Source organism: Shinella zoogloeoides, from assembly GCF_030733845.1.
In the GTDB taxonomy this organism is placed as follows: Bacteria; Pseudomonadota; Alphaproteobacteria; order Rhizobiales; family Rhizobiaceae; genus Shinella; species Shinella zoogloeoides_C.
Genome location: NZ_CP132311.1, coordinates 2,175,949 through 2,198,248, shown reverse-complemented (window position 1 = coordinate 2,198,248; position 22,300 = coordinate 2,175,949). Strand labels below are relative to the sequence as shown.

The window sequence follows — 22,300 nt, the reverse complement described above, 5'->3', positions numbered from 1 at the left end:
CCGTTTTTCGAAAGCCTCCCCTTTCCGCCGCCGGTCGGCGTTTTTCCTATAATTTAACCAGGCACAAGGCGGCTGTAACGCCCTAATTTACCTATATCTTCCACAAGTCAGGCTTATGGAAACTCGCGAAGGGCGCCCGATGCAGGGGCGCCTGGTCATTGTCCCTTCCAGACGGGATCGCGCTTTTCCGCGAAGGCGCGGGCGCCTTCGAGCTGATCCTCGCTGGAATAAAGGATATCGACCGTCCGGAACTGCCGGCGGGTGATCCTGTTCATGGTCGTCTGGAAGGTTTCGCCCTCGGCGGCGCGCACCACTTCCTTGATGGCGGCGTAGACGAGCGGCGGGCCGCTTTCGAGCAGGCGGGCAAGTTCCCAGGCCCGTTCCATCAGCTTGCCGGCGGGCAGAATCTCGTTGACGAAACCCCAGCGGTGCGCCTCCTGCACGTCCAGCCAGCGGCCGGTCAGCAGCATGTCCATGGCGATGTGATAGGGGATGCGCTTCGGCAGCTTGATCGAGGCGGCGTCCGCGACGGTGCCGGAGCGGATTTCCGGCAGCGCGAAGGTGGCGTGCTCGGCGGCGAGGATGAGGTCGGTCGAGAGCGCGATTTCGAGGCCGCCGCCGCAGCAGATGCCATTGACCGCCGCGATGATCGGCTTATTGAGGTCGCGCAGTTCCTGCATGCCGCCGAAGCCGCCGACGCCGTAGTCGCCATCGACCGCATCGCCCGCGGCAGCGGCCTTGAGGTCCCATCCCGGACAGAAGAATTTTTCACCCGCGCCGGTGATGATGGCGACGCGCAGGCTGTCGTCGTCGCGGAAATCGGCAAAGATCTTGCCCATGATGCGACTGGTCACGAGGTCTATGGCGTTCGCCTTGGGGCGATCGATCGTGACTTCCAGGATGCCGCCTTCGCGGCGTTGCAGGATCGGTCCGGTCATGGGTTCTTCCTCAGACGGATCAGTGCGTCGGCTGCGACGACACCGTCGCCTTCCGGCAGCACCATTATGGGATTAACGTCCAGTTCTTCGATTATTGAAGCGTTTGAAACGACATAGGATGCCGCTGATGCGACGGCGGCGACAAGGGCGTCGATATCCCCTTTCGGGCCGCCGCGATAGCCGCCGAGCAGCCTTGCAACCTTGAGGCCGCAGATCGCCTCGCGGATCGCCTTTTCGTCGGTCGGCAGGGTCAGGATCGCCGAATCCTCCAGCAATTCGACGAGGATGCCGCCGGCGCCGATGGTCAGCACCGTGCCGGCGACGGGATCGCGCATCGCGCCGACGATCAGCTCGGCGACCGGTTTCCCCACCATCTTTTCCACGAGGAAGCCGGACGCGACCCCGGCCATGGCTTCCGCCGCATCCAGCACGGCCTTGCGGTCGGCAAGGTTCAGCTTCACCGCGCCGGCTTCCGTCTTGTGCGCGATGCCGAGGCCCTTGAGCACGACGGGGAAGCCGAGCCGTTCGGCGGCGTCGGCGGCGGCTTCCGCCGTGGCGGCCGTCATGCCCTTCGGAACGGGCAGGCCATGGGCGGCGAGCGCCTGCTTGGCCTCGTGCTCGGTGAGCGTGACCGCTTCGCCTGCGCCTTGCGTGGTTTTGAGCAGCGGGGCGGGCAGGGGTTTTTCCCAGGCTTCGCCGATGCCGGCGGCGGCGTCCGCGGCGGCGAGCGCCTCCTCGATGCCGTAGAAGGGTACGACGCCGTTTGCGATCAGCATCTCGGCGGTCGCTTCGGGCATGTTCTCGCCCATGCTGGCGACGATGCCCGCATTCGCTCCCGCTGCCTTCGCGGCGTCGATGACGGCATGGCAGGTGGTGGTCCAGTCGGCGGGATCGCAGCGGTCGAGGCGGGGGAAATCGAGCACCAGGAGGTTCAGGCCGTAACCGCCCTGCATCATCGTCGTGAAGGCGGCGGTCTGCTTCTCGCGGTTGCCCCAGACGAAGGTGTGGTAGTCGAGCGGGTTGGAGATGGTCACCATCTGGCCGAGCGTCTCGCGCAGCGGCTGGCGCTGCTCGGGCTTCAGGTCGCGGTAGACGACCTTCCGCTTCACGCCCGCATCCGCCATCAGCGAGGCCTCGCCGCCCGAACAGGACATAGAGGAGATGTCGAAGTTCGGCAGCGGGCCGGCGACATGCAGCAATTTTAGCGTTTCGAGCAGTTCCGGCAGCGTCTCGACCCGGCCGATGCCGAGGCGGGCAAGCAGCGCCGAGGAGACCGCGTCGTTGCCAGCAAGTGAGGCGGTGTGCGAGACGGTGGCGAGCTGCGCCTGTTCGGACTTGCCGACCTTCAGCGTGACGACGGGTTTTTTCAGCTCGCGGGCGCGAAGGCCGAGCCGTTCCAGCGAGGCGAGGCTGTCGAAGCCCTCGATATGCAGGCCGACGGCGGTGACGCGCGGATCTTCTAAAACCGCGCAGGCAAGGTCGGCAAGGCCGGTCTGCGCCTGGTTGCCGGCGGTCAGGATATAGGCGAGCGGCAGGCCGCGCTGCTGCATGGAGATGTTGCAGGCGATGTTGGAGGACTGCGTGAGGACGGCGACGCCCTTTTCGACGCGCAGCATGCCGTGCTGGTCGGGCCAGAGCAGGGCGCCGTCCAGCATGTTGATGAAGCCGTAGCAGTTGGGCCCGAGGATCGGCATGTCGCCCGCCGCCTCCACCAGCGCCTTCTGGAGATCGTCGCCATCGGCCAGCTCGCTGATGGCTTCGCGAAAGCCCGAGGCATAACAGACCGCGCCGCCGGCGCCGCGGGCCGCGAGATCGCGGATGATGCCGATGGTCAGCTCGCGGTTGACGCCGACGAAGGAGGCATCCGGCGCGCCGGGCAGGTCCGCGACGGAGCGGTAGCACTTGCGGCCGAGGATTTCGTCCTCGCGCGGATGAACCGGCCAGATCTCGCCGGCAAAGCCCATCTTGTCGCACTGGTAGATGACCCGCCGCGCCTCCTTGCCGCCGAAGACGGCGATGGATTTCGGGCGGATGAGGCGGTCGAGGGAGCGGGTCATGGGAGGACCCCTCCCCAACCTCTCCCCACAAGGGGGAGGGGCTTACGGTGCCGCGCCGTTGACGGCTTGAAAAAAGCGCCGCTGCCAGCGGTACCGTCTAGATGGAATGAAGCGGAGCGGCAGGTTAAGTCCCTCCCCCTTGTGAGGAGGGGTTGGGGAGGGGTCTTCATCGCCATCCCCATCCTCAAGCCCCCAGCGGCCGGAGCAGGTCGCGGCTGATGATGTGGCGCTGGATTTCAGAGGTGCCGTCCCAGATGCGCTCGACGCGGGCGTCGCGCCAGAAGCGGGCGAGCGGCAGGTCGTCCATCAGGCCCATGCCGCCGAAGATCTGGATCGCTTCGTCGGTGACGCGGGCGAGCATTTCCGTGGCATAGACCTTGGCCGAGGCGATCTCGCGGTTCGACGGCAGGCCCTGGTCGAGCCGCCAGGCGGCCGAGAGCGTCAGCAGGTCGGCTGCGTCGATCTCGGTGATCATGTCGGCGAGCTTGAAGGAGACGCCCTGGTTCGCGCCGATCGGCTTGCCGAACTGTTTGCGCTCGGCGGCGTAGTTGAGGGCATAGTCGAAGGCGCGGCGAGCTCTGCCGACGGAGGTGGCGGCGACGGTGAGGCGCGTCGCGTAGAGCCAGTCGTTGGCGATGTCGAAGCCCTTGTGCACCTCGCCGAGGATCTGCGAGGAGGGCAGGCGGCATTCGTCGAAATTGAGGATGCAGTTCTTGTAGCCGCGGTGCGAGACGGAATTGTAGCCGTCGCGGATATCGAAGCCCGGCGTGCCGCGGTCGACGAGGAAGCAGGTGATCAGCTTCTTCTTGCCGCGCGGCGTATCCTCCTCGCCCGTCGCGATGAAGACGATGACGAAATCGGCGATGTTGGCATGGCTGATGAAATGCTTGGTGCCGTTGACGACCCAGTCGTCGCCGTCCTGCCTCGCAAAACACTTCATGCCGCGCACGTCCGAGCCCGCGTCCGGCTCGGTCATGGCAAGCGCGTCGAACTTCTCGCCGCTGACGGCCGGCAGCAGGTAACGCTCGCGCTGCTCGTCGTTGCAGGCCATCAGGATGCCCGAGGGGCGGCCGAAGAAGACCGTCAGCGCCATCGAGCCGCGGCCGAGCTCGCGCTCCACCAGCGTGAAGGAGGTATGGTCGAGGCCCGCGCCGCCGACCTCTTCGGGCATGTTGCAGCCGAAGAAGCCGATCTCCTTGCACTTGCGGGCGATCTCCTGGCCGAGTTCCGGCGGCACATGGCCGGTGCGCTCGACCTCGTTCTCATGCGGATAGATTTCCGTTTCGACGAAGGAGCGGACCGTATCCACGATCATCTGCTGTTCGTCGGTGAGTGCGAAATTCATTGAAAAGTCCTCCCGGTATGTCTTTTACGGGAGGTGCGTGTTGTGGCTACCCCCCCTCTGCCCTGCCGGGCATCTCCCCCTCAAGGGGGGAGATTGGTTGTGGCACCGCCTTGCCTCCTGCCGATCTCCCCCCTTGAGGGGGAGATGCCCGGCAGGGCAGAGGGGGGTGGAGGCTTGCGCCTTACGCTTTCCTCTGCCCGACGCTGCGGCCCGCACCTTCCGGCAGGGCCAGCTTCGCATGGGCCTCGGCGATCGGCGCGATCTTCGCCAGCACCTCTGCGGGCGCATCGGCGCTCTTGCCGGCCTTGGAGTCCACATGGACCATCATCTGCTCCGCCGTCGCGATGACGTCGCCGGTGGCGGCGTCGTGGATGCGGGTGAAGAAGTGCAGGCGCTTCCTGTCCGAGGAAAGGAGCTGGAGCGTCGTGTAGAGCGCCTGGCCGAGCTTGCCTTCGCCGAGATGGCGGATGTGGGTTTCCACCGTGTAGTAGCTGTGGCCGGCCTCGACATAGGCGAAATCGACGCCGATGAGGCGGAGCAGCGCGTCCGACGTGTCGCCGAAGAGCTGGAGGTAGCGGTGCTCCGTCATGTGGCCGTTGTAGTCGACCCACGCCGCGTTGACCTTGGTGTCGACGAGACGCAGCGGCTCCGAAGCGGAGACCTCGACTTTCGCCTTGCCGGCCTTGGCCCAGAGGTGTTCCTCGAATTCGGCGAGCAGCTTGCCCGAGCCCCAGCCGCGGCCTTCGTCGCCGGCCTTCAGCGCGTGCATGATGCCGACGAGGTTCTGGTCGCGGATGCGCTCCAGCTCGCGGATGCCGCGCGCGCCGGACTGGGCATCGGACTGACCGGCGATCTTCTCCACCAGCGCGTCGTCGAGGTCTACGACGTCGGTGAGCTTGGTCCAGGGCCAGGAGAGGCAGGGGCCGAACTGGGCGAGGAAGTGGCGCATGCCCGCCTCGCCGCCAGCGATGCGGTAGGTCTCGAACATGCCCATCTGCGCCCAGCGCATGCCGAAGGAATAGCGGATCACGTCATCCAGCGTTTCCGTGTCGCAGATGTCGTCCTTGATCAGCCACAGGCCTTCGCGCCAGACGGCTTCGAGCAGGCGGTCGCCGACGAAGGCCTCGATTTCCTTGTTGATGATCACGCCCTTCATGCCGATGGGGGCGAGCTTGGCCTTGGCGTCTTCCAGCACGGCACGGGAGGTCTTCTGGCCTCCGACGAGCTCGGCGAGCGGCAGCAGGTAGACGGGGTTGTAGGGATGGGCCACGAACAGGCGCTCGGGGTGCTTCATGTCGCGCTGGAGATCGGTCGGCATCAGGCCCGACGTGGAGGAACCGATCAGCGCATCGGGTCTTGCGGCCGCGTCGATCTGGGTGAGCACGCCGCGCTTCAGCTCCAGCCGCTCGGGCACGCTTTCCTGAATCCAGTCAGCGTCTTGCACGGCCTCTTCCAAGCTCTTGCAGAAGATGACCTTGCCTTTCGGCGGCAGCGGCGCCATGGTGAGCATGCCATAGGCGCGCTCCGCATTGGCCATGACCTCGCCGATGATACGCTCGGCTTCCGGATGCGGATCGAAGACCTTGACGTCGATGCCGGCGAGCGCGAAGCGCGCGACCCACGCCCCCCCGATGACGCCGCCGCCGACACAGGCTGCCTTGTTGATGGTGCTCATGCTCATGCGTTCCCTCGTATTTTTCTCGGTGTGGGGCGGCTCCCCCTCATCTGCCTGCCGGCACCTTCTCCCCGAGGGGAGAAGGGACTTGTGGCAAAGCCCCGGCCTTTCTCCCTTCTCCCCAGCGGGGAGAAGGTGCCCGAAGGGCGGATGAGGGGGGCTCTCGTCCGTCAGCCGCGCGGCGCGCGCTTTGTCAGTTTCAGCTTCTCGCGCACTTCGGCCGGGCCGATGACGCGGGCGCCCATGCTTTCGATGATGTTGACGGCCTTGTCGACGAGCTGCGCATTGGTGGCGAGCTGGCCCTTGCCGACATAGAGGTTGTCCTCGAGACCGACGCGGACATTGCCGCCGGCAAGCACGGCCGCGGCCGGATAGGCCATGGCGTTGCGGCCGATGGAGAAGGCCGAGAAGGTCCAGTTGGCGGGCACGTTGTTGACCATCGCCATATAGGTGTTGAGATCGTCGGGCGCGCCCCACGGAATGCCCATGCAGAGCTGAATCAGCACCGGGTCCTCGATCAGGCCTTCTTCCACGAGCTGCTTGGCGAACCAGAGATGGCCGGTGTCGAAGGCTTCGATCTCGGGCCGCACGCCAAGGTCCGTCATCATCTTGGCCATGGCGCGCAGCATGGACGGCGTGTTGGTCATCACGTAGTCGCCGAGCGAGAAGTTCATCGTGCCGCAGTCGAGCGTGCAGATTTCCGGCAGACATTCGGCGACGTGGGACACGCGCTCAGTGGCGCCGGCCATGTCGGTGCCGTTGGGGTTCAGCGGCAGGGGCTGCTCGGTGTTGCCGAAGATCATGTCGCCGCCCATGCCGGCGGTGAGGTTGAGCACGACGTCCACCTCGGCGTCGCGAATGCGCTCGGTCACCTCGCGGTAGAGGTTGTTGCGCCGGCTCGGCGCACCGGTTTCCGGATCGCGGACGTGGCAGTGCACGACGGCGGCGCCGGCCTTTGCGGCCTCGATGGCCGATTCGGCGATCTGTTTCGGCGAGCGCGGCACATGGGGGGATTTGCCGGCGGTGTCGCCGGAGCCGGTGACGGCGCAGGTGATGAAGACGTCACGGTTCATGGCTAAGGGCATTGTCGTTCTCCCGGTATTCTCGTTGGAACCATTACGAGCCAAGAGAAGGCGTAGTGCTTTCACTTTTCGGATCCATCCTTGACAATTCGAGAGATAGAAAAGCAGGATTGCGCCATGCTCGATCCCTCTTCCGATACGCTCGACATCGACATTCTCGTGCTGCCCGAGACGAACCTCATCCTCGTCGCCTCGGTCATCGAACCCCTGCGCGCGGCCAACCGCATCTCCGGCCAGGACCTATACCGCTGGCGCATCTTTTCGCCGGACGGCCAGCCGATCGAGACGCGCAGCCGTATTCCCGTTCCGGTCGACGGTGTGTTCCGGCCGGAGAAGGAGGTTTTCCCGCTCTTCGTGCTCTCGTCCTATCAATGGCAGATGAGTGCGACGCCTCTGTTGCGGCGCCAGCTTTCGCAGACGGCGCGTCACCGCACGATGATGGCCGGCATCGAATCGGGCAGCTGGCTGCTGGCCGAGGCGAGCCTGCTCGACGGCCATTCGGTGACGATCCACTGGGAGGACATGGAGGAATTCGCCTCCCGCTATCCGCAGATCGCCGTGATGCGCGAGCGCTACGTCATCGACGGCAAGCGCGTCACCACCGGCGGCTCGCTGCCGACGCTCGACCTGATGCTGGAGATCATCCGCCGGCGGCAGGGCTATTCGCTGGCGCTGGAGGTCTCGCGCCTCTTCATCTACGAGCACGAGCGTACCGGCGGCCTTCTGCAGGTGCCGGCGCTCGGCAACATGCGCGTCGCCGACCAGCGCGTCGGCCAGGCCGTGCGGCTGATGGAGGAGACGGTGGATGCGCCGCTGACGCTGACGCGGCTGGCAAGGCGCGTCGGGATCAGCGCCCGGCACCTCCAGGACCTTTTCCAGGAATCGATGGGCGTCGCCCCGCACCAGCACTATCTGGCGCTCCGCCTCAACGCGGCGCGGCGCAAGGTCATCGAGACCAGGTCCGAATTCGCCGATATCGCCGCGCTCACCGGCTTCAATTCCTCCTCCGCCTTCTCGCGCAGCTATCGCGCGCACTATCACGAAAGCCCGACGGAGACGCGGCGGCGGCTGCGGACCGGCGCTAAGAACTAGTTTTCCCAAGCAGCCGCATCATCGTCTCGGCAGCCTGCCGCGACAGGGCATCGCGCGGCCAGACGAGGCTGAGCGATTGCTGGTATGCCGGGTCGAGCGGCAGCAAGGTCGGCGGAGGGCTGATATTGGCGACGGAATGTTCGGGCAGGACCGAGAGATGGCCGTGGTCCAGCACGAGGTTGATGATAACGGGGATCGAATCGACCTCGACCAGCGTCAGCCGCGCCCGCTCGGCTGGGGAGAGCGTCGCCTCCAGGAAGCGGTCCGTCATCTGCCGCAGGCCGCTGCGCGGGCTCGGTACGGCGATGGGATGGCGGCACAGCAGGGCGGCCAAATCCTGCGGCCCGGCCTCGCCGAGGGTGCGCGGGGCGGCGAGCGCCAGTTGTGAGCGGCCGATCAGGCTGCCCTCGAACTCGGCGGGATAGTGGTCGGTGTCGAGCAGGATCAGGTCGAACCGGCGGTTCTTGAGGCCGGAGACGAGCTCGTCCGCCGTGGTGGAGGACAGGAAGAGCGGCTGGCGGGGCCGTACCGCGCGCCACTCGACGGCAAGGCGGGCGAGCGTGGCGGCGATCTCGCTTTCATGGCCGAAGGGAATGACCGTGCCGAGCCGCCAGGTGGCGGCGCTGCGGCGGAAGCGCTCGGCGGCGGCGGCCGAAAGCGCATCCCAGGCCACGCCGATACGCTCGGCAAGGCCGAGGGCCTCCAGGCCCGCCGGCGTGCAGCTTATGCCGGCCGCAGAACGGGCGAGCAGCTTGCAGCCGACCGCCTCCTCCAGATGGCTGAGCTGGCGCGTGAGCTGCGGCTGGCCGAGGCCGAGGGTTTTTGCCGCGGCGTTGATGCTGCCGGCCCGCGCCGCCGTGACGAAGCGGGCGAGGGCGGCGAGCGATATGGCGGGCGGCGCCCGCGAGGCATCGCCGAGCGCGGTGAGCGCCGCGGCGGCGCGGGCGATCTCGGCAAAGCGCGGCAGGCGGCCCTCGGCGTCGAGCGTCGGCACGAGGGCCTGTCCGTCGCGCCGCACCAGCGGCACGGACAGCACGGCCTCGACACGACGAAGCGCGGCGCTGGCGCTGGAGGCCGGGCGGCCGGCCGCCGAGGCCGCCCTGCGGATGCCGCGTTCCTCCAGAATGCTGTGCACAAGGCAAAGGGTGGATAGATCCATGGCGGGGCCTAGGGTTTTCTCGTCTGTTCGGCTTGTAGCATGAACCGTACGGATTTTGGGATATACGCTCGGCGCGCGTTCCGCATAACATCCACGTTGAAAAACAGGCTTTCCCAAAATGCTCGCTTCCGCCGACATGCTCTATCTCACCGGTCAACCGCTCGACTTCGCGACCCTCGAAGCGATCGGCGCGGGAACGCGGCGCGCCGTCGCCTGCGAGATCGGCATGGGGCGTGTCGATACGGCGCGCCATGTCATCACCGACCGCCTCGCCACCGGCCTGCCGATCTACGGCGCCAATACCGGCGTCGGCTCGATGAAGGACAAGCTCTGGACGGCGGACGACCTGCTCGAATTCAACAACAACCTCGTCAAGGCGCATCATTTCGGCACCGGCGAACCTTTCAACCTGCCGATCGTGCGCAAGGCGATGGCCATCCGCATCAACACCGCGCTCGGCGGCTATTCGGGCTGCAGCCCGGAGCTGATCGACGCCTTCCTGGCGCTGCTGGAAAAGGATGTCGTGCCGGTCGTGCGGCGCCATGGTTCGATGGGCTGCGCCGATATCGGCCTGATGGGGCAGATCGCGGCGGTGCTGACCGGCGAGGGCGAGGCGTGGTACGGCGGCGAACGCCTGCCGGCGACGGAAGCGCTGAAGCGCGCCGGCCTCAACCCCTACCGCATGCAGCCGCGCGACGCGCTGGCTGCGCTCAGCGTCAACGCCATCTCGCACGCCGCCGCCGCCAATGTGGTGCGCGAGGCGGCCAAGGCGATCCGCAACCTCATGGTGACGGGCGTGCTGTCCTCGCTGGCGCTCGGCGCCTCGGCCGATCCGTGGCGGGTCGCCGCGCGGCTCTCCGCCCATGGCGAGGCGCTGGCCGGCACCTGGTTCGAGGCACAGGCCGCCTCGGGCAATTGGCCCAAACCCTCGGCGATCCACGATCCGCTCAGCCTGCGCATGACCGCGCAGGTCTTCGGCGCCTGCCTCGACACGCTGATGAATGCGGCCGAGCGCATCGTCGAGGCGACGGCGCAGTCGGACGACAATCCGGTCGTGCTGGACAATCACGTCATGGCGTCCGGCGGCTCGCTGCCGCTGTCGACCACGCTCTATGTCGAGGCGGCACAGACCGGCTTTGCCCATCTCGCCCGCAACGTGCTGAACCGCTGCGTGCTGCTTGCCAACGGCGTTCGCCGCAACCTGCCGGTCAATCTCGTCGCGCCCGGCGAGGCGGCGACCGGCTTCGGGCCGCTCCTCAAGCTCGCCGTCGAGCTCTACATGCGCATCCAGTCGCTGGCCGTGCCGATCTCGGCGCAGTCCATCGTCGTCGCCGGCGGGCTGGAAGAGGAGGCGACCTTCCTGCCGCTCATCGTCGAGCGCATGGAAAGCCAGGTGCGGGACCTGCGCCAGCTCGCCGCGCTCGAAGCCATGCTGTCCGCACAGGCGATCGACCTGGCCGGCGACAATGTCGAGGGGGTAGCGCTTGTCGCCTACCAGCGCACGCGGGCGATCAGCCCGTTCTACCGCAAGGACCGGCCGCTTTCGGCCGAGATCGAGGCGCTCGACCGCGACCTTGCCAGCCCCGAGGCGCTTGCCGCCTTCGTCGCGGCCGCGCCCATGGCGGATTTCGACGCTTTCTTTGCCCTCAAGCCCTGACGGAGACAGGCAATGGCCGATTTCGATCTCGTTCTCAAAGGCACAGTGGTCCTTGCGGACCGCATCGTCGAAGGCGGCCATGTCGTGGTTCGGGACGGCAAGGTGGTGCATGTCGGGCAGGGCGTGATGCCGGCCGCCAGGGAACGGCACGACCTTTCCGGCGCACTGATCCTGCCGGGCGCCATCGATGCGCAGGTCCATTCCCTGTCGCAGAAGAACCAGGAGGATTTCCTCTGGTCGACGCGCTCGGCCGCGGCCGGCGGCGTGACGACCATCGTCGACATGCCCTATGACGAGGGCAATCTCGTCTCATCGGCGGAAGCCGTGAAGCGCAAGGTCGACCACGCTTCGCCGCAGGCGCGCGTCGATTTCGCGCTCTACGGCACGGTCGACCCGGAGGAGGGGCCGGCGCGCATCGGCGAGATGGTCGAGGCGGGCGTCGCGGCCTTCAAGTTCTCCACCTTCGGCACGGACCCGAAGCGTTTTCCGCGCATTCCCGCCGCGCTGCTGGAGGATTGCTTCCGCGCCATCGCGCCGACCGGGCTGACGGCCGGCGTGCACAACGAGGACGACGAGGCGGTGCGCGCGGCGATAGCCAAGGTGAAGGCCGCCGGCATCACGGATTACCGCGCGCACGGCCTGTCGCGCCCGCCGCTGACGGAACTGCTCGCCTCCAACCAGATCTACGAGACGGGCGCGCAGACCGGGTGCCCGGCGCATGTGGTGCATTGCTCGCTCGGCCGTGGCTACGAGATCGCGAGCGCCTACCGGGCGCAGGGTTTTCGCGCGACCATCGAATGCTGCATCCACTACCTGACGCTCGACGAGGAGAACGACGTCGCGCGGCTCGGCGGCAAGGCGAAGATCAATCCGCCGATCCGCCCGCGCGCCGAGGTGGAAAAGCTCTGGCGGCATGTCGCCGAGGGCAATGTCACGCTGGTTTCCACCGACCATGTAAGCTGGTCGGAGGACCGCAAGACCAATCCGGACATGCTGGCCAATGCATCGGGCGTGCCGGGGCTGGAGGTCATGGTGCCGCTCTTCGTCAAGGGCGCGCTGGAGCGCGGCATTCCGCTGACGCGCGCCGCCGAGCTGATGACACTGAATCCCGCCCGCCACTTCCGGCTGGATCACGTCAAGGGCGCGCTGGAGGTCGGCAAGGATGCCGACATCACCGTGCTGACGCCTGAGCCCTACACCTACGACGCTGCGGAAAGCGGCCACAACGTCGTCGGCTGGTCGCCCTATCAGGGCATTCGCCTGCCGTGGCGCGTCTCGGCGACCTGGCTGCGCGGAAAGCTCGCTTTCGACGGCAAGGACGTGCTTGCCGAGCCGGGCACCGGCGCCTTCGTGCGGCCGTTGCCGACGCTCGTTTGCGCCGGTGCGCGCTGATGGCCCGCGCAAGCAACCTGCCGGTCGATCCCGCCCGTATCGGGGATGTGATCGACGGGCTCGCCGGGCTCACCGAGCCGGGCCGGCCCTATACGCGGCGTGCCTTCACCGCTCAATTCCCGGCGGGGCGGGATTTTCTCCGCGACAGGTTTCAGGCCGCGGGGCTCGAGACGCGCATCGACGCGGCGGGCAATCTCGTCGCCCGGCGGCCGGGCCGGAAGCCGGGCCTCGGCACGATCATGCTCGGCTCGCATTCCGACACAGTGCCGGACGGCGGTCGCTACGACGGCATTGCCGGCGTCGCGGTGGCGCTGGAGGTGGCGCGCGCGCTGTCGGACCAGGGCATCGAACTCGATCACGATCTCGAAGTGGTCGATTTCCTTGCTGAGGAAGTGTCGATCTTCGGCGTCTCCTGCATCGGCAGCCGCGGCATGGCCGGCGTTTTGCCGCAGGAATGGCTGACGCGCGAGAGCGGCGGCCTGACGCTGGAACAGGGCATTCGCGACGCGGGCGGCGATCCCGCGCGTATTGCCGCCGAGGCGCGCAAGGATATCGCGGCCTTCCTCGAACTGCATATCGAGCAGGGGCCGGTGCTGGAGACGGAAAAGCGCGACATCGGCGTTGTGACTGCAATCGCCGGGATCACGCGCATCGAGATCGTCGTCGAGGGCCGGGCCGATCATGCCGGCACGACGCCGATGGGAAATCGGGCCGATGCGCTCGCCGCCGCGGCGCGGCTGGTGACGGGCATCGAGGCGCTGGCGAAATCGTTTTCCGAAGGGGCGGGGCATTTCACCGCGACGGTGGGCGAGTTCTCCATCGAGCCGAACGCCGCCAATGTGGTTCCCTCCCGCGCGCGCCTGCTGATCGATGCGCGGGCGGAAGAGCGCACGACCATGGATGTCTTCGCCGCCTCCGTGGAGCAACTGGCGGAGCAGACCGCGCGCGAGACGGGAACCGTCATCGCGCCGCCGCGCCGCATCTCCGACAACATGCCGACGCCGGGTGATGCGCTGCTGCTCGACGTGCTGGACGCCGCCTGCGAGACGGCGGGCGCGAGTCACCGTCGTATGGCCTCCGGTGCCGGACACGACACGGCCTTCATGGCCAAGGTGACGCGGGCGGCGATGATCTTCGTGCCGTGCCTTGGCGGGCGCAGCCATGCGCCGGAAGAGTTCGCCGAGACGGACGACATCGCACTCGGCGCGGCGGTGCTTCTCAGCGCAGTGATTCAACTCGACGGAAAACTTCAAAAAGTGATTCAGGAGGGCGCCTGATGGGCCGGATTCTAAAGGAAAAAGACGTCGAGGCCGCGGTCAAGGGCGGCTCGGTCTATGCGGCCGGCGGCGGCGGCTGGGCGGACCATGGCCGCATGCTCGGCTATGCCGCGGTCTCTATCGGCAAGCCGGAGCTGGTCTCCATCGACGAGCTTTCCGATGACGACTGGGTGGCGACGGCGGCGGCCATCGGCGCGCCGGCCTCGACCACGCCCTGGGAAATGCGCGGCGTCGACTATGTGAAGGCGGTGGAGCTTCTGCAGGAGGCGCTGGGCGAGAAGGTCGCCGCGCTGATGGTGGGGCAGAACGGCAAGTCCTCGACGCTGAACGGCTGGCTGCCGTCGGCCATCCTCGGCACCAAGGTGCTGGATGCCGTCGGCGACATGCGCGCGCATCCGACCGGCGACATGGGTTCGATCGGCATGGCGGGCTCGCCCGAGCAGATGATCCAGACGGCCGTCGGCGGAAACCGCGAGGAGAACCGCTATATCGAGCTTGTGGTGCGCGGCGCGACCGCGAAGGTCTCGCCGATCCTGCGCACGGCGTCCGACATGTCCGGCGGCTTCATCGCCTCCTGCCGCAACCCGCTGCGCGCCTGCTATGTGCGCAAGAATGCGGCGCTCGGCGGCATCTCGCTCGCGTTGAAGCTCGGCGAGGCGATCATCGCGGCCGAGGGCAGGGGCGGTTCGGCGATCATCGACGCCATCGTCGAGACGACCGGCGGCTCGATCCTTTCCGAGGGCACGATCACCGACAAGTCGGTGGTCTATACCAAGGAAGCCTTCGACATCGGCACGGTGACGCTCGGCACGGGCGACAGCGCGACGGTGCTGCATGTCATGAACGAATATATGGCGGTGGAATCGGCAGACGGCAGGCGCCTTGCCACGTTCCCCGACGTCATCACCACGCTCTCGCCGGAGGGCGAACCGCTCAGCGTCGGCCAGCTCGAAGTCGGCATGAAGATCTTCGTGCTGCACGTCCCCAAGACGATCATTCCGCTCGCCTCCAGCGTGCTCGACCCGACGGTCTATCCGTCCGTGGAAAAGGCGATGGGGATCGAGCTGGCGCGGTATGCGCTTGGCAGCTAAGTGCGTTGCCCCTCACCCTAACCTTCTCCCCGCTTGCGGGGAGAAGGTGCCGGCAGGCGGATGAGGGGCAGCGCCCCGCGAAACGAACAGGAGACGACCATGCCCAGACCGAACCCGCGTCACCCGAACTACCCGATCCCGAGCGGCCCGGTGCTGCGCGCAAAAGGCTGGCGGCAGGAGGCGTTGCTGCGCCTGCTGGAAAACGTGCTGTCGGTCGGCGAGGACCCGGACAATCTCATCGTCTATGCCGCGCTCGGCAAGGCGGCGCGCAACTGGGCGGCGCACAAAGCCATCGTCAAGGCGCTCACGGAGATGGACGAGGACCAGACGCTGGTCATCCAGTCCGGCAAGCCGGTCGGCCTGCTCAAGACCCATGCGAAGGCGCCGCTGGTCATCATGGCGAACTGCAACATCGTCGGGCAGTGGGCGAAGGCTGAGGTGTTCTACGAGCTCCAGCGCAAGGGGCTGATCTGCTGGGGCGGGCTGACGGCCGGTGCCTGGCAGTATATCGGCAGCCAGGGCGTCATCCAGGGCACCTATGAAATCTTCATGCGCATCGCGGAAAAGCGCTTCGATGGCAGCCTTGCCGGCCGCTTCATCCTGACCGCCGGCCTTGGCGGCATGGGTGGTGCGCAGCCGCTTGCCGGCCGTATGGCGGGCGCGGCGATCCTCTGCGTCGATATCGACCCGGCGCGCGCGGCGGCCCGCAAGGCCGTCGGCTATCTCGAACATGTCGCTCCGGACCTCGATACGGCGCTTTCGATGATCGATGAGGCGGTGAACGAAAAGCGCGCCACCTCGATCGGCCTTGTCGGCAACGCGGCGGAAATCTACCCGGAGATCGCCCGGCGCGGCATCGTGCCCGACATCGTCACCGACCAGACGTCGGCGCACGACCTCGTCTACGGCTACGTGCCGAAGGGCATGAGCCTCGATCAGGTGAAGGGCCTGCGCGACGACGGGCAGGGGCAGTTGATGGCGGCGAGCCGCGCCTCCATCGTCGAGCATGTCTCGGCCATGCTGGAGTTCCAGAAAAGGGGTTCGGAAGTCTTCGACAACGGCAACCTCATCCGCACCCAGGCGCGGGAAGGCGGCGTCGACAATGCCTTCGACATCCCGATCTTCACCGAGGCCTATCTGCGGCCGCTCTTCGCGCGCGCCATCGGCCCGTTCCGCTGGATGGCGCTGTCGGGCGAAGAGAGCGACATCGCCCGCATCGACGATCTCGTGCTGGAGATGTTCCCCGACAACCGCATCGTCACCAACTGGATCCGGCTTGCGCGCGAGAATGTGCCGTTCGAGGGCCTGCCGGCACGCATCGCCTGGCTCGGCCATGGCGAGCGCACGGCGCTGGCGCTGGCGGTCAACAAGCTGGTCGCGGCGGGCGAGCTGAACGGGCCGATCGCCTTTTCGCGCGACCATCTCGATGCCGGCGCGATGGCGCATCCCAACATCATGACGGAGCGCATGAAGGACGGCTCGGACGCCATCGCCGATTGGCCGCTGCTCGACGCCATGCTGCTTTCCTCCTCCATGGCCGATCTCGTCGTCGTCCATTCCGGCGGCGGCGGCTATGCAGGCTACATGACGAGCTGCGGCGTGACGCTGGTCGCCGACGGCACGGCTGACGGCGCGGAGCGGCTGGAGCACGCTCTGACGAACGACACGTCGCTCGGCGTCATCCGCTATGCGGATGCGGGCTACGAGGATTCGTTCGACGAGATCGAGAAGAAGGGCATCGGCTACGTGAAGATCGGCAATGCTTGAGAGGCGGAATGCTGTTCAAGGCGAAAGTGCTTGAAGGGATCGCGAGCGGCGCGGTGACGGTCGCCTTTCGGCGGTGGACCAGGCCGACCGTCCGGGCCGGCGGCACCTTGCGGACCGCCGTGGGCGTTCTTGCCATTGACAGCGTCGAGACCCTTCCGCTTGAAGCCATTTCCAACACCGACATCCGCGCGGCCGGCTATGCCTCCCGCGCGGCGCTGGAGCGCGACCTTCGGCCGGAGGGTTCGCTGTACCGCATCGCCTTTCATGTCGCGGGCGAGGATCCGCGGGAAAAACTGCGCGAAAACGATACGCTCGATGCGGCCGAAACCGCTGCCCTCGAAGGGCAGCTTGCGCGGCTCGACCGCACGAAGCCCTGGACCCGCGCCGTTCTTTCCCTGATCGCCGAAAGGGACGGGCACACCGCCACCGAGATGGCGGAACGGCTCGGCGTGGAGAAGCTGGTGCTCAAGCGAAAGATCAGGCAGCTCAAGGATTTGGGGCTGACGGAAAGCCTTGCCGCCGGCTACCGGCTTTCGCCGCGCGGACGGGCGTTCCTTGATGGCAATCGTCAAGGAACATGAACTCGCCGAGCCTAACTACCTGAAATGTCGAGGTCGGCCGTAAACTTTGCATTTAACATTTCGCGGTAATCTTCCGTTAGTAATTCCGTCCATGTGTCGAAAGGGCGGGGCTTCGGTTAGTTTTGCGTGCGAGTGCCTATGCGTCTTTCGGTCCTTACAGCGGTCCTCCTCGGTTGCGCTTCCCTCGTTGGGTGCGCCTCGAGCTCGAGCCCGGAAACCGTCCTTGCGATCAAGCCATCGCGCGAGACGACGAGTTCGGTCACCAAGGGCGGCGGCCCGGTTCCCGAAGTCGCGGTCGGCCAAAGCCAGGTGAAGGCGGACGATGCGCAGGAAATGCTCGCCTGGGCCGGGCCGGTGCCGGAAACCCAGGTTTTCGAAAGCGTGGCCAAGAAGGCGGCGATCCCGGCAGACCGTCCCGCCGAGGCGGTGATCGGGGATGAGCCGTTGACGGAAGGCCGTTCGCGCAAGGGCTCTCGCGTCTACAGCCAGCGGTTCCGCGATGCCCACCCCATCAATTTCGGCAAGCGCGCGCCGAAGCACTACCAGGTGCACGGCGTCGACGTCTCGCGCTGGCAGGGCGACATCGACTGGATGAAGCTGCGCACGCAGGGCGCCAACTTCGCTTTCATCAAGGCGACCGACGGCGGCGACCATCTCGACCCGATGTTCCAGAAGAACTGGCGTCGGGCCAAGGAGGCGGGCATCAGGCGGGGCGCCTACCATTTCTTCTACTGGTGCCGCGTCGCAAGCTCGCAGGCCGAATGGTTCATCCGCAACGTGCCGAAGGATCCCGATGCGCTGCCGCCGGTCATCGACGCCGAATACAACGGCGAATCGAGCTGCAAAAAGCGGCTGACGCGCGCACAGTATGTCGAGAAGATTCAGGTCTTCTCCGATATGCTGGAACGCCACTACGGCAAGCGGCCGATCATCTATACGGCGCCAGACTTCTATGCAGACAACCTTTCGGGTGAACTCAAGAACCATCCGTTCTGGCTGCGCTCCGTCGCCGCCCATCCCTCCAAGCGCTATCCGAACCGCCGCTGGCTGTTCTGGCAGTATTCGGGATCGGGCCTGTCGCACGGCGTCGACGGCAAGATCGACCTCAATGTCTTCTCGGGCAGCGTCAACGACTGGCACAACTGGCTGAACGGCCAGTCCTGAGCGCGCGAGAGGCGGTTTATTTCCGCTTTTGCGGGTAGATCGTTTCGCCGCGCTTCAGCATCTCCACGAAGGCGTCGATCCTGCGCTTGCGGGCAGCTTCCGTCTTGAGGTTGTGGATGCGGAAGGCAAGGGCGAAGCGGTTCTGCTCCGTCAGCCTGCCGAGCATGTCCTTCGCCGCCGGCTCCGCGTCGATGGCGGCCTGAAGGTCGGGCGGTATCGCCAGGTCCTTGCCGCTGCCATAGGCCTTGTCCCAGCGGCCATCCACCTTGGCGGCCTCGACATGCTTCATTCCGTGCGCGGTCATCCGGCCGTCCTCGACCAGCCGTCCGACCGTCTCGACGTTCTTCTTGCTCCACACGCTCTTGCGTCCGCGCGGACTGTAGCGCTGGAAAAAGCTCTTCTCGTCCAGCCCCTTGCGGATGCCATCGATCCAGCCCCAGCAGAGCACCACCTCGATCGCCTCTTCCGGCGTGATGGACGCAAGGCCCGAGCCGCGTTTGTGGACCTTGATCCAGACCTCGGGCGCACGGTCGTGGTTCTCGCCGAGCCAGCGGTAGAAGGTTTCCTGATCGGGAAATTCGCGGACATGGGCGGGGTCGATTTCCACAGGCGCCATCGTGTTTTCCTCCGGATATCGGGCCGGGCGTGACTGCTTTGCATCTGTCGGAAAGAACGCGTGGCCGATGCCGAAGATGTGATGCTCCTGCTTCTTGCCAGCCTGCTTGCGCTTTGGCTAGCCATCGGCCTCAACGGTTTTTCCATGGAGTAGTATCGAGAATGCCTACGGTGTGCACATTGTCGCGCAGAGCCTTTTTCCTTGGCGCCGCCGCGACGCTCGCGGGATGCGCAACCACGGAGACTTCGGTCAAGAATGCACCGGTTCCCCAGAAGGTCAGCTATCCGATCGTGCCGGCAACGGACGATGAACTGGCGGTGCGCTATGCCGCGGTGGAAGATGGCGGCCATCTCATTCCGGCCATTCCCTACAGGGAAATCGATCCGAAATACTACCGCCAGCGCGTGAAGGATCCGACCGGCGAGACGCCTGGCACGGTGGTCGTCGATACGCCCGGCCGCTTCCTCTATGTCGTGGAGCCGGGCGGCACGGCGATGCGCTACGGCGTCGGCATCGGCCGCGAAGGCTTTGCCTGGGAAGGCGAGGGCATCATCCACTGGCGCCAGCCCTGGCCGCGCTGGAAGGTGCCGGCGGACATGATCGCGCGCACGCCGAGCCTTGCGAAATACTCCGTCGAGAACGGCGGCATGGAGCCGGGTATAAAGAACCCGCTCGGCGCGCGGGCGCTCTATATCTTCCAGAACGGCAAGGACACGCTCTACCGCCTGCACGGCTCGCCGGACTGGAAGTCGATCGGCAAGGCGACCTCCTCGGGCTGCGTGCGGCTCATCAACCAGGATGTGCTCGATCTCTACAAGCGCGTGCCCTATCACGCGCGCATCGTGGTGCATCAGGGGGCGATGTCGCCGTCTGTTTGAGCTAGACCACGGTCTCCCCGCCGTCGACCACGAGGATCTGGCCGGTCATGTAGCTTGACCGGTCGGAGACGAGGAAGAGGATCGGTTCGGCGATCTCCTCCACATCCGCCCATCGCCCCATGGGCACCTTCTCCCTGATATAGGCCTCGATCGCCCCGCGCCCGCCCATCTGCTCGATGAAGGGCGCGTTGAAGGGCGTATCGACCCAGCCGGGGCAGAGCGCGTTGACGCGGATGCCGAGCCCGGCATAGTCGCCGGCCATCTGCCGCGTCATGGCGATGACCGCATGCTTCGTGGTCGTGTAGGCGATCATCTCGCGGTCGTAGAGCACGCCGGAGGAGGAGGCGGTGTTGAGGATGACGCCCTTGCCCTGCGCCCGCATGGCCGGCATGACGAGGCGGGCGGCCATCAGATGGGCGCGCACATTGAGGTTCCAGGACAGGTCCAGCCCGTCGAGCGGCACGTTTTCAAGATCGCCTGCGACCTGCGCGCCGGCGTGGTTGTGCAGGATGTCGATGCGCCCGTGGCGGGAAAGCACCGCGGCCACCGCCATCTTCAGTTCCACGTCGTCGGTGACGTCGACGATGACGGCCTCCGCCTTGCCGCCGTCGGCGCGGATGAAATCGACGGTCTCGCCCGCCCGCGTCTCGTCGAGATCGGCGACGCACACAGTCGCGCCCTCGCGCGCCATGATGCGCGCACCCGCCCGGCCGATGCCGGAGCCTGCTCCGGTGACGATGGCGACGCGGTTCTTCAGGATCATCGGTTATTCTCCGGCAGGGGATTTCGTCTTTTCCCGCATCAGCAGGCGGGCAATGAGGATTAGCAGCAGCGAGGCGACGAGCACCATGGTCGCGATGGCGTTGACCTCCGGCGTCACGCCGCGGCGGATGGAGGCGAAGACGTAGATCGGCAGCGTCGTCTTCGAGCCCGCGACGAAGAAGGCCACGATGAAATCGTCGAAGGAGAAGGTGAAGGCGAGCAGGAACCCGGCCAGCACCGAGGGCAGGATCTGCGGCAGCACGATATCGCGGAAGGTGGTGAGCGGCGTCGCGTAGAGATCGGCGGAGGCCTCGACGATGTCGCGCCCGAGCGTGGCGATGCGTGCCTTCACGATCATGGTTACGAGCGCCATGGTGAAGAGGCCGTGCGCGGCGATGATCGAGCCGTAGCCGAGGCCGAGCTGCGGCGGCTTGTCGCCCGGCCAGAGGCCGGCGATGGCCGGATTGACGATGCCGAAGACGGCGACCAGCGCGACCAGCGTCGCGATGCCGATGACGACGCCCGGCACGACGATGGCGGCGGCGAGCAGGCCGTCGAAGACGGCGCGGGTGCGCGCGCCTAGCCGTTCGAGGCCGAGGGCGGCCATGGTGCCAAAGACGGCGGCGAGTGTGGCGCTGACGACGGCGATGATCAGGCTGTTCTGCAGCGCCGTGACGAGGAACGGATTGGCGAGCGCCTTGCCGTACCATTGCGTCGAGAAGCCGGTGAACTCGCTGGCACTGCGTCCCGCATTGAAGGAGAACAGCACGACCAGCGCGATCGGCGCGTAGAGGAAGAGATAGACGGCGGTGATCAGGGCGCGCATCAGACGAGGTCCACCTGTCTCGTGCCGGAAATGCGCCAGGCGATGCGCATGGCGACCATTAGCACCACCACGACAATGGCGACCAGCGTAACGGCGATGGCCGAGCCGAACGGCCAGTTGCGCGATTGCAGGAAGAGATCGACCAGCGCGTTGCCGATGAAGAACACCTTGCCGCCCCCGAGAAGCTGCGGGATGAGATATTCGCCGAGCAGCAGGATGGTGACGAGCGCGACGCCCGTCATGACGCCCGGCAGCGAGAGCGGCAGGGTGACCGAGAAGAAGGTCGAGACCGGCTTCGCGCCGAGATCGGCCGAGGCTTCGAGCAGACGGCGGTCGAGCTTTTCGAGGCTGACATAGATCGGCATGATCATCAGCGGCAGGTAGCCGTAGACGATGCCGAGCAGCACGGCGCCCGGCGTGTTGAGCAGGCGTACGTCCGCAATGCCGATCATGTCGAGGAGGCTCGGGATGCCGCGCGAGCCGAGGATGTACATCCAGGCATAGGTGCGCACGAGAAGGCTCGTCCAGAAGGGCACCACGACCAGCGAGACAAGTAGCAGCCGGTGGCGTGGGCTTGCCTTGACGGCGAGGTAATAGGCGGTCGGATAGGCGACCAGCAGGCAGAGGAAGGCGCCCGCCGGCGCCAGCATCAGCGTGTTCCAGTAGGCGGCGGAACGGGCCGGCAGGTTGGCGTATTGCGCGAAGGTGAACGCCGCCTGATAGCCGCCCGCCGGTCCGCGCTCGCCGACGGAAAAGACCAACATGGCGATGAAGGGCAGCACGAGGAAGACGAACAGCCAGAGGGACGCGGGCGCCAGCAGCGCCGTCGTCACCAGCCGTCTTTTCGTCGTCATCGTCAGGGGCATTGCGTTTGTCCTCTTGCGAATAGTGGACCGGGAGAGGTGGGTGTGGCGCCCCCCTCTGGCCTGCCGGCCATCTCC

19 protein-coding genes and 1 pseudogene are annotated in these 22,300 nt (G+C 66.5%); 9 read left to right on the top strand and 11 right to left on the bottom strand.

Annotation, left to right across the window (positions count from 1 at the left end; translation table 11 throughout):
* Window positions 1-155: 155 nt before the first annotated feature.
* The 6 genes and pseudogenes from Q9316_RS11905 to Q9316_RS11885 form a co-directional block, all read right to left on the bottom strand.
* On the bottom strand, window positions 156-938 hold the full coding sequence (locus Q9316_RS11905) for a carnitinyl-CoA dehydratase (protein WP_306031827.1): 783 nt from the start codon (window positions 936-938) through the stop codon (window positions 156-158).
* Window positions 935-2,995 (bottom strand): acetate--CoA ligase family protein, encoded by a 2,061-nt coding sequence (locus Q9316_RS11900; protein WP_306031826.1) that lies wholly within the window; start codon window positions 2,993-2,995, stop codon window positions 935-937. The genes Q9316_RS11905 and Q9316_RS11900 overlap by 4 nt, the downstream gene beginning before the upstream one ends.
* A 184-nt stretch (window positions 2,996-3,179) precedes the next feature.
* Window positions 3,180-4,340, bottom strand: coding sequence for an acyl-CoA dehydrogenase family protein (locus tag Q9316_RS11895; protein WP_306031825.1), 1,161 nt, complete (start codon window positions 4,338-4,340; stop codon window positions 3,180-3,182).
* Between the two features lie 49 nt (window positions 4,341-4,389).
* Window positions 4,390-4,507: pseudogene (locus tag Q9316_RS25665) on the bottom strand (propionyl-coenzyme A carboxylase alpha polypeptide); the annotation flags it as partial.
* Window positions 4,508-4,521: 14 nt separating this feature from the next.
* Complete coding sequence (locus Q9316_RS11890) at window positions 4,522-6,015, bottom strand: carnitine 3-dehydrogenase (protein ID WP_306035285.1); 1,494 nt, start codon at window positions 6,013-6,015, stop codon at window positions 4,522-4,524.
* 170 nt (window positions 6,016-6,185) lie between these two features.
* The gene (locus Q9316_RS11885) at window positions 6,186-7,100 is read right to left on the bottom strand and encodes a 3-keto-5-aminohexanoate cleavage protein (protein ID WP_306031824.1); all 915 of its coding nucleotides are present in this window, start codon (window positions 7,098-7,100) and stop codon (window positions 6,186-6,188) included.
* A gap of 114 nt (window positions 7,101-7,214) precedes the next feature.
* On the opposite strand from Q9316_RS11885, the gene Q9316_RS11880 reads away from it, so the two are divergent.
* The gene (locus Q9316_RS11880) at window positions 7,215-8,189 is read left to right on the top strand and encodes a GlxA family transcriptional regulator (protein WP_306031823.1); all 975 of its coding nucleotides are present in this window, start codon (window positions 7,215-7,217) and stop codon (window positions 8,187-8,189) included.
* On the opposite strand, the gene Q9316_RS11875 is transcribed toward Q9316_RS11880, so the two are convergent.
* On the bottom strand, window positions 8,179-9,348 hold the full coding sequence (locus Q9316_RS11875; RefSeq protein ID WP_306031822.1) for a LysR family transcriptional regulator: 1,170 nt from the start codon (window positions 9,346-9,348) through the stop codon (window positions 8,179-8,181). The two genes, Q9316_RS11880 and Q9316_RS11875, sit on opposite strands and share 11 nt — an antisense overlap.
* A gap of 118 nt (window positions 9,349-9,466) precedes the next feature.
* Between Q9316_RS11875 and Q9316_RS11870 the strand changes: the two genes are divergently transcribed.
* The 7 genes from Q9316_RS11870 to Q9316_RS11840 all read left to right on the top strand — a co-directional run bounded on the left by Q9316_RS11870 (window position 9,467) and on the right by Q9316_RS11840 (window position 18,277).
* Window positions 9,467-11,005 (top strand): aromatic amino acid lyase, encoded by a 1,539-nt coding sequence (locus Q9316_RS11870; protein WP_306031821.1) that lies wholly within the window; start codon window positions 9,467-9,469, stop codon window positions 11,003-11,005.
* 12 nt (window positions 11,006-11,017) lie between these two features.
* Complete coding sequence (locus Q9316_RS11865; RefSeq protein WP_306031820.1) at window positions 11,018-12,397, top strand: dihydroorotase; 1,380 nt, start codon at window positions 11,018-11,020, stop codon at window positions 12,395-12,397.
* Window positions 12,397-13,674, top strand: a complete 1,278-nt coding sequence (locus tag Q9316_RS11860; protein ID WP_306031819.1) for a Zn-dependent hydrolase — start codon at window positions 12,397-12,399, stop codon at window positions 13,672-13,674. The genes Q9316_RS11865 and Q9316_RS11860 overlap by 1 nt, the downstream gene beginning before the upstream one ends.
* Window positions 13,674-14,765, top strand: a complete 1,092-nt coding sequence (locus Q9316_RS11855) for a DUF917 domain-containing protein (RefSeq protein WP_306031818.1) — start codon at window positions 13,674-13,676, stop codon at window positions 14,763-14,765. Before Q9316_RS11860 ends, Q9316_RS11855 begins: the two co-directional genes overlap by 1 nt.
* A gap of 99 nt (window positions 14,766-14,864) precedes the next feature.
* Complete coding sequence (locus Q9316_RS11850) at window positions 14,865-16,532, top strand: urocanate hydratase (protein ID WP_306031817.1); 1,668 nt, start codon at window positions 14,865-14,867, stop codon at window positions 16,530-16,532.
* 8 nt (window positions 16,533-16,540) lie between these two features.
* Window positions 16,541-17,113, top strand: coding sequence for a helix-turn-helix domain-containing protein (locus tag Q9316_RS11845; RefSeq protein WP_306031816.1), 573 nt, complete (start codon window positions 16,541-16,543; stop codon window positions 17,111-17,113).
* A 138-nt stretch (window positions 17,114-17,251) separates the two neighbouring features.
* Window positions 17,252-18,277 carry a glycoside hydrolase family 25 protein gene (locus tag Q9316_RS11840; protein ID WP_306031815.1) on the top strand — a complete coding sequence of 342 codons (1,026 nt, stop codon included), beginning with the start codon at window positions 17,252-17,254 and terminating at the stop codon, window positions 18,275-18,277.
* Between the two features lie 16 nt (window positions 18,278-18,293).
* Here the strand turns inward: Q9316_RS11840 and Q9316_RS11835 are convergent, their stop codons facing one another.
* Window positions 18,294-18,893 carry a YdeI/OmpD-associated family protein gene (locus tag Q9316_RS11835; protein ID WP_306031814.1) on the bottom strand — a complete coding sequence of 200 codons (600 nt, stop codon included), beginning with the start codon at window positions 18,891-18,893 and terminating at the stop codon, window positions 18,294-18,296.
* 161 nt (window positions 18,894-19,054) lie between these two features.
* Between Q9316_RS11835 and Q9316_RS11830 the strand changes: the two genes are divergently transcribed.
* On the top strand, window positions 19,055-19,771 hold the full coding sequence (locus Q9316_RS11830; protein ID WP_306031813.1) for a L,D-transpeptidase: 717 nt from the start codon (window positions 19,055-19,057) through the stop codon (window positions 19,769-19,771).
* 1 nt (window position 19,772) lies between these two features.
* Here the strand turns inward: Q9316_RS11830 and Q9316_RS11825 are convergent, their stop codons facing one another.
* Genes Q9316_RS11825 through Q9316_RS11815 form a run of 3 tightly spaced genes read right to left on the bottom strand, consistent with a single transcriptional unit; the run spans window position 19,773 to window position 22,225 of the window.
* The gene (locus Q9316_RS11825; protein WP_306031812.1) at window positions 19,773-20,534 is read right to left on the bottom strand and encodes an SDR family NAD(P)-dependent oxidoreductase; all 762 of its coding nucleotides are present in this window, start codon (window positions 20,532-20,534) and stop codon (window positions 19,773-19,775) included.
* A gap of 3 nt (window positions 20,535-20,537) precedes the next feature.
* Window positions 20,538-21,359 (bottom strand): ABC transporter permease, encoded by an 822-nt coding sequence (locus Q9316_RS11820; protein WP_306031811.1) that lies wholly within the window; start codon window positions 21,357-21,359, stop codon window positions 20,538-20,540.
* Entirely contained in the window at window positions 21,359-22,225 is an 867-nt protein-coding gene (locus Q9316_RS11815) for an ABC transporter permease (RefSeq protein WP_306031810.1), read from the bottom strand. The genes Q9316_RS11820 and Q9316_RS11815 overlap by 1 nt, the downstream gene beginning before the upstream one ends.
* Window positions 22,226-22,300 lie beyond the last annotated feature (75 nt).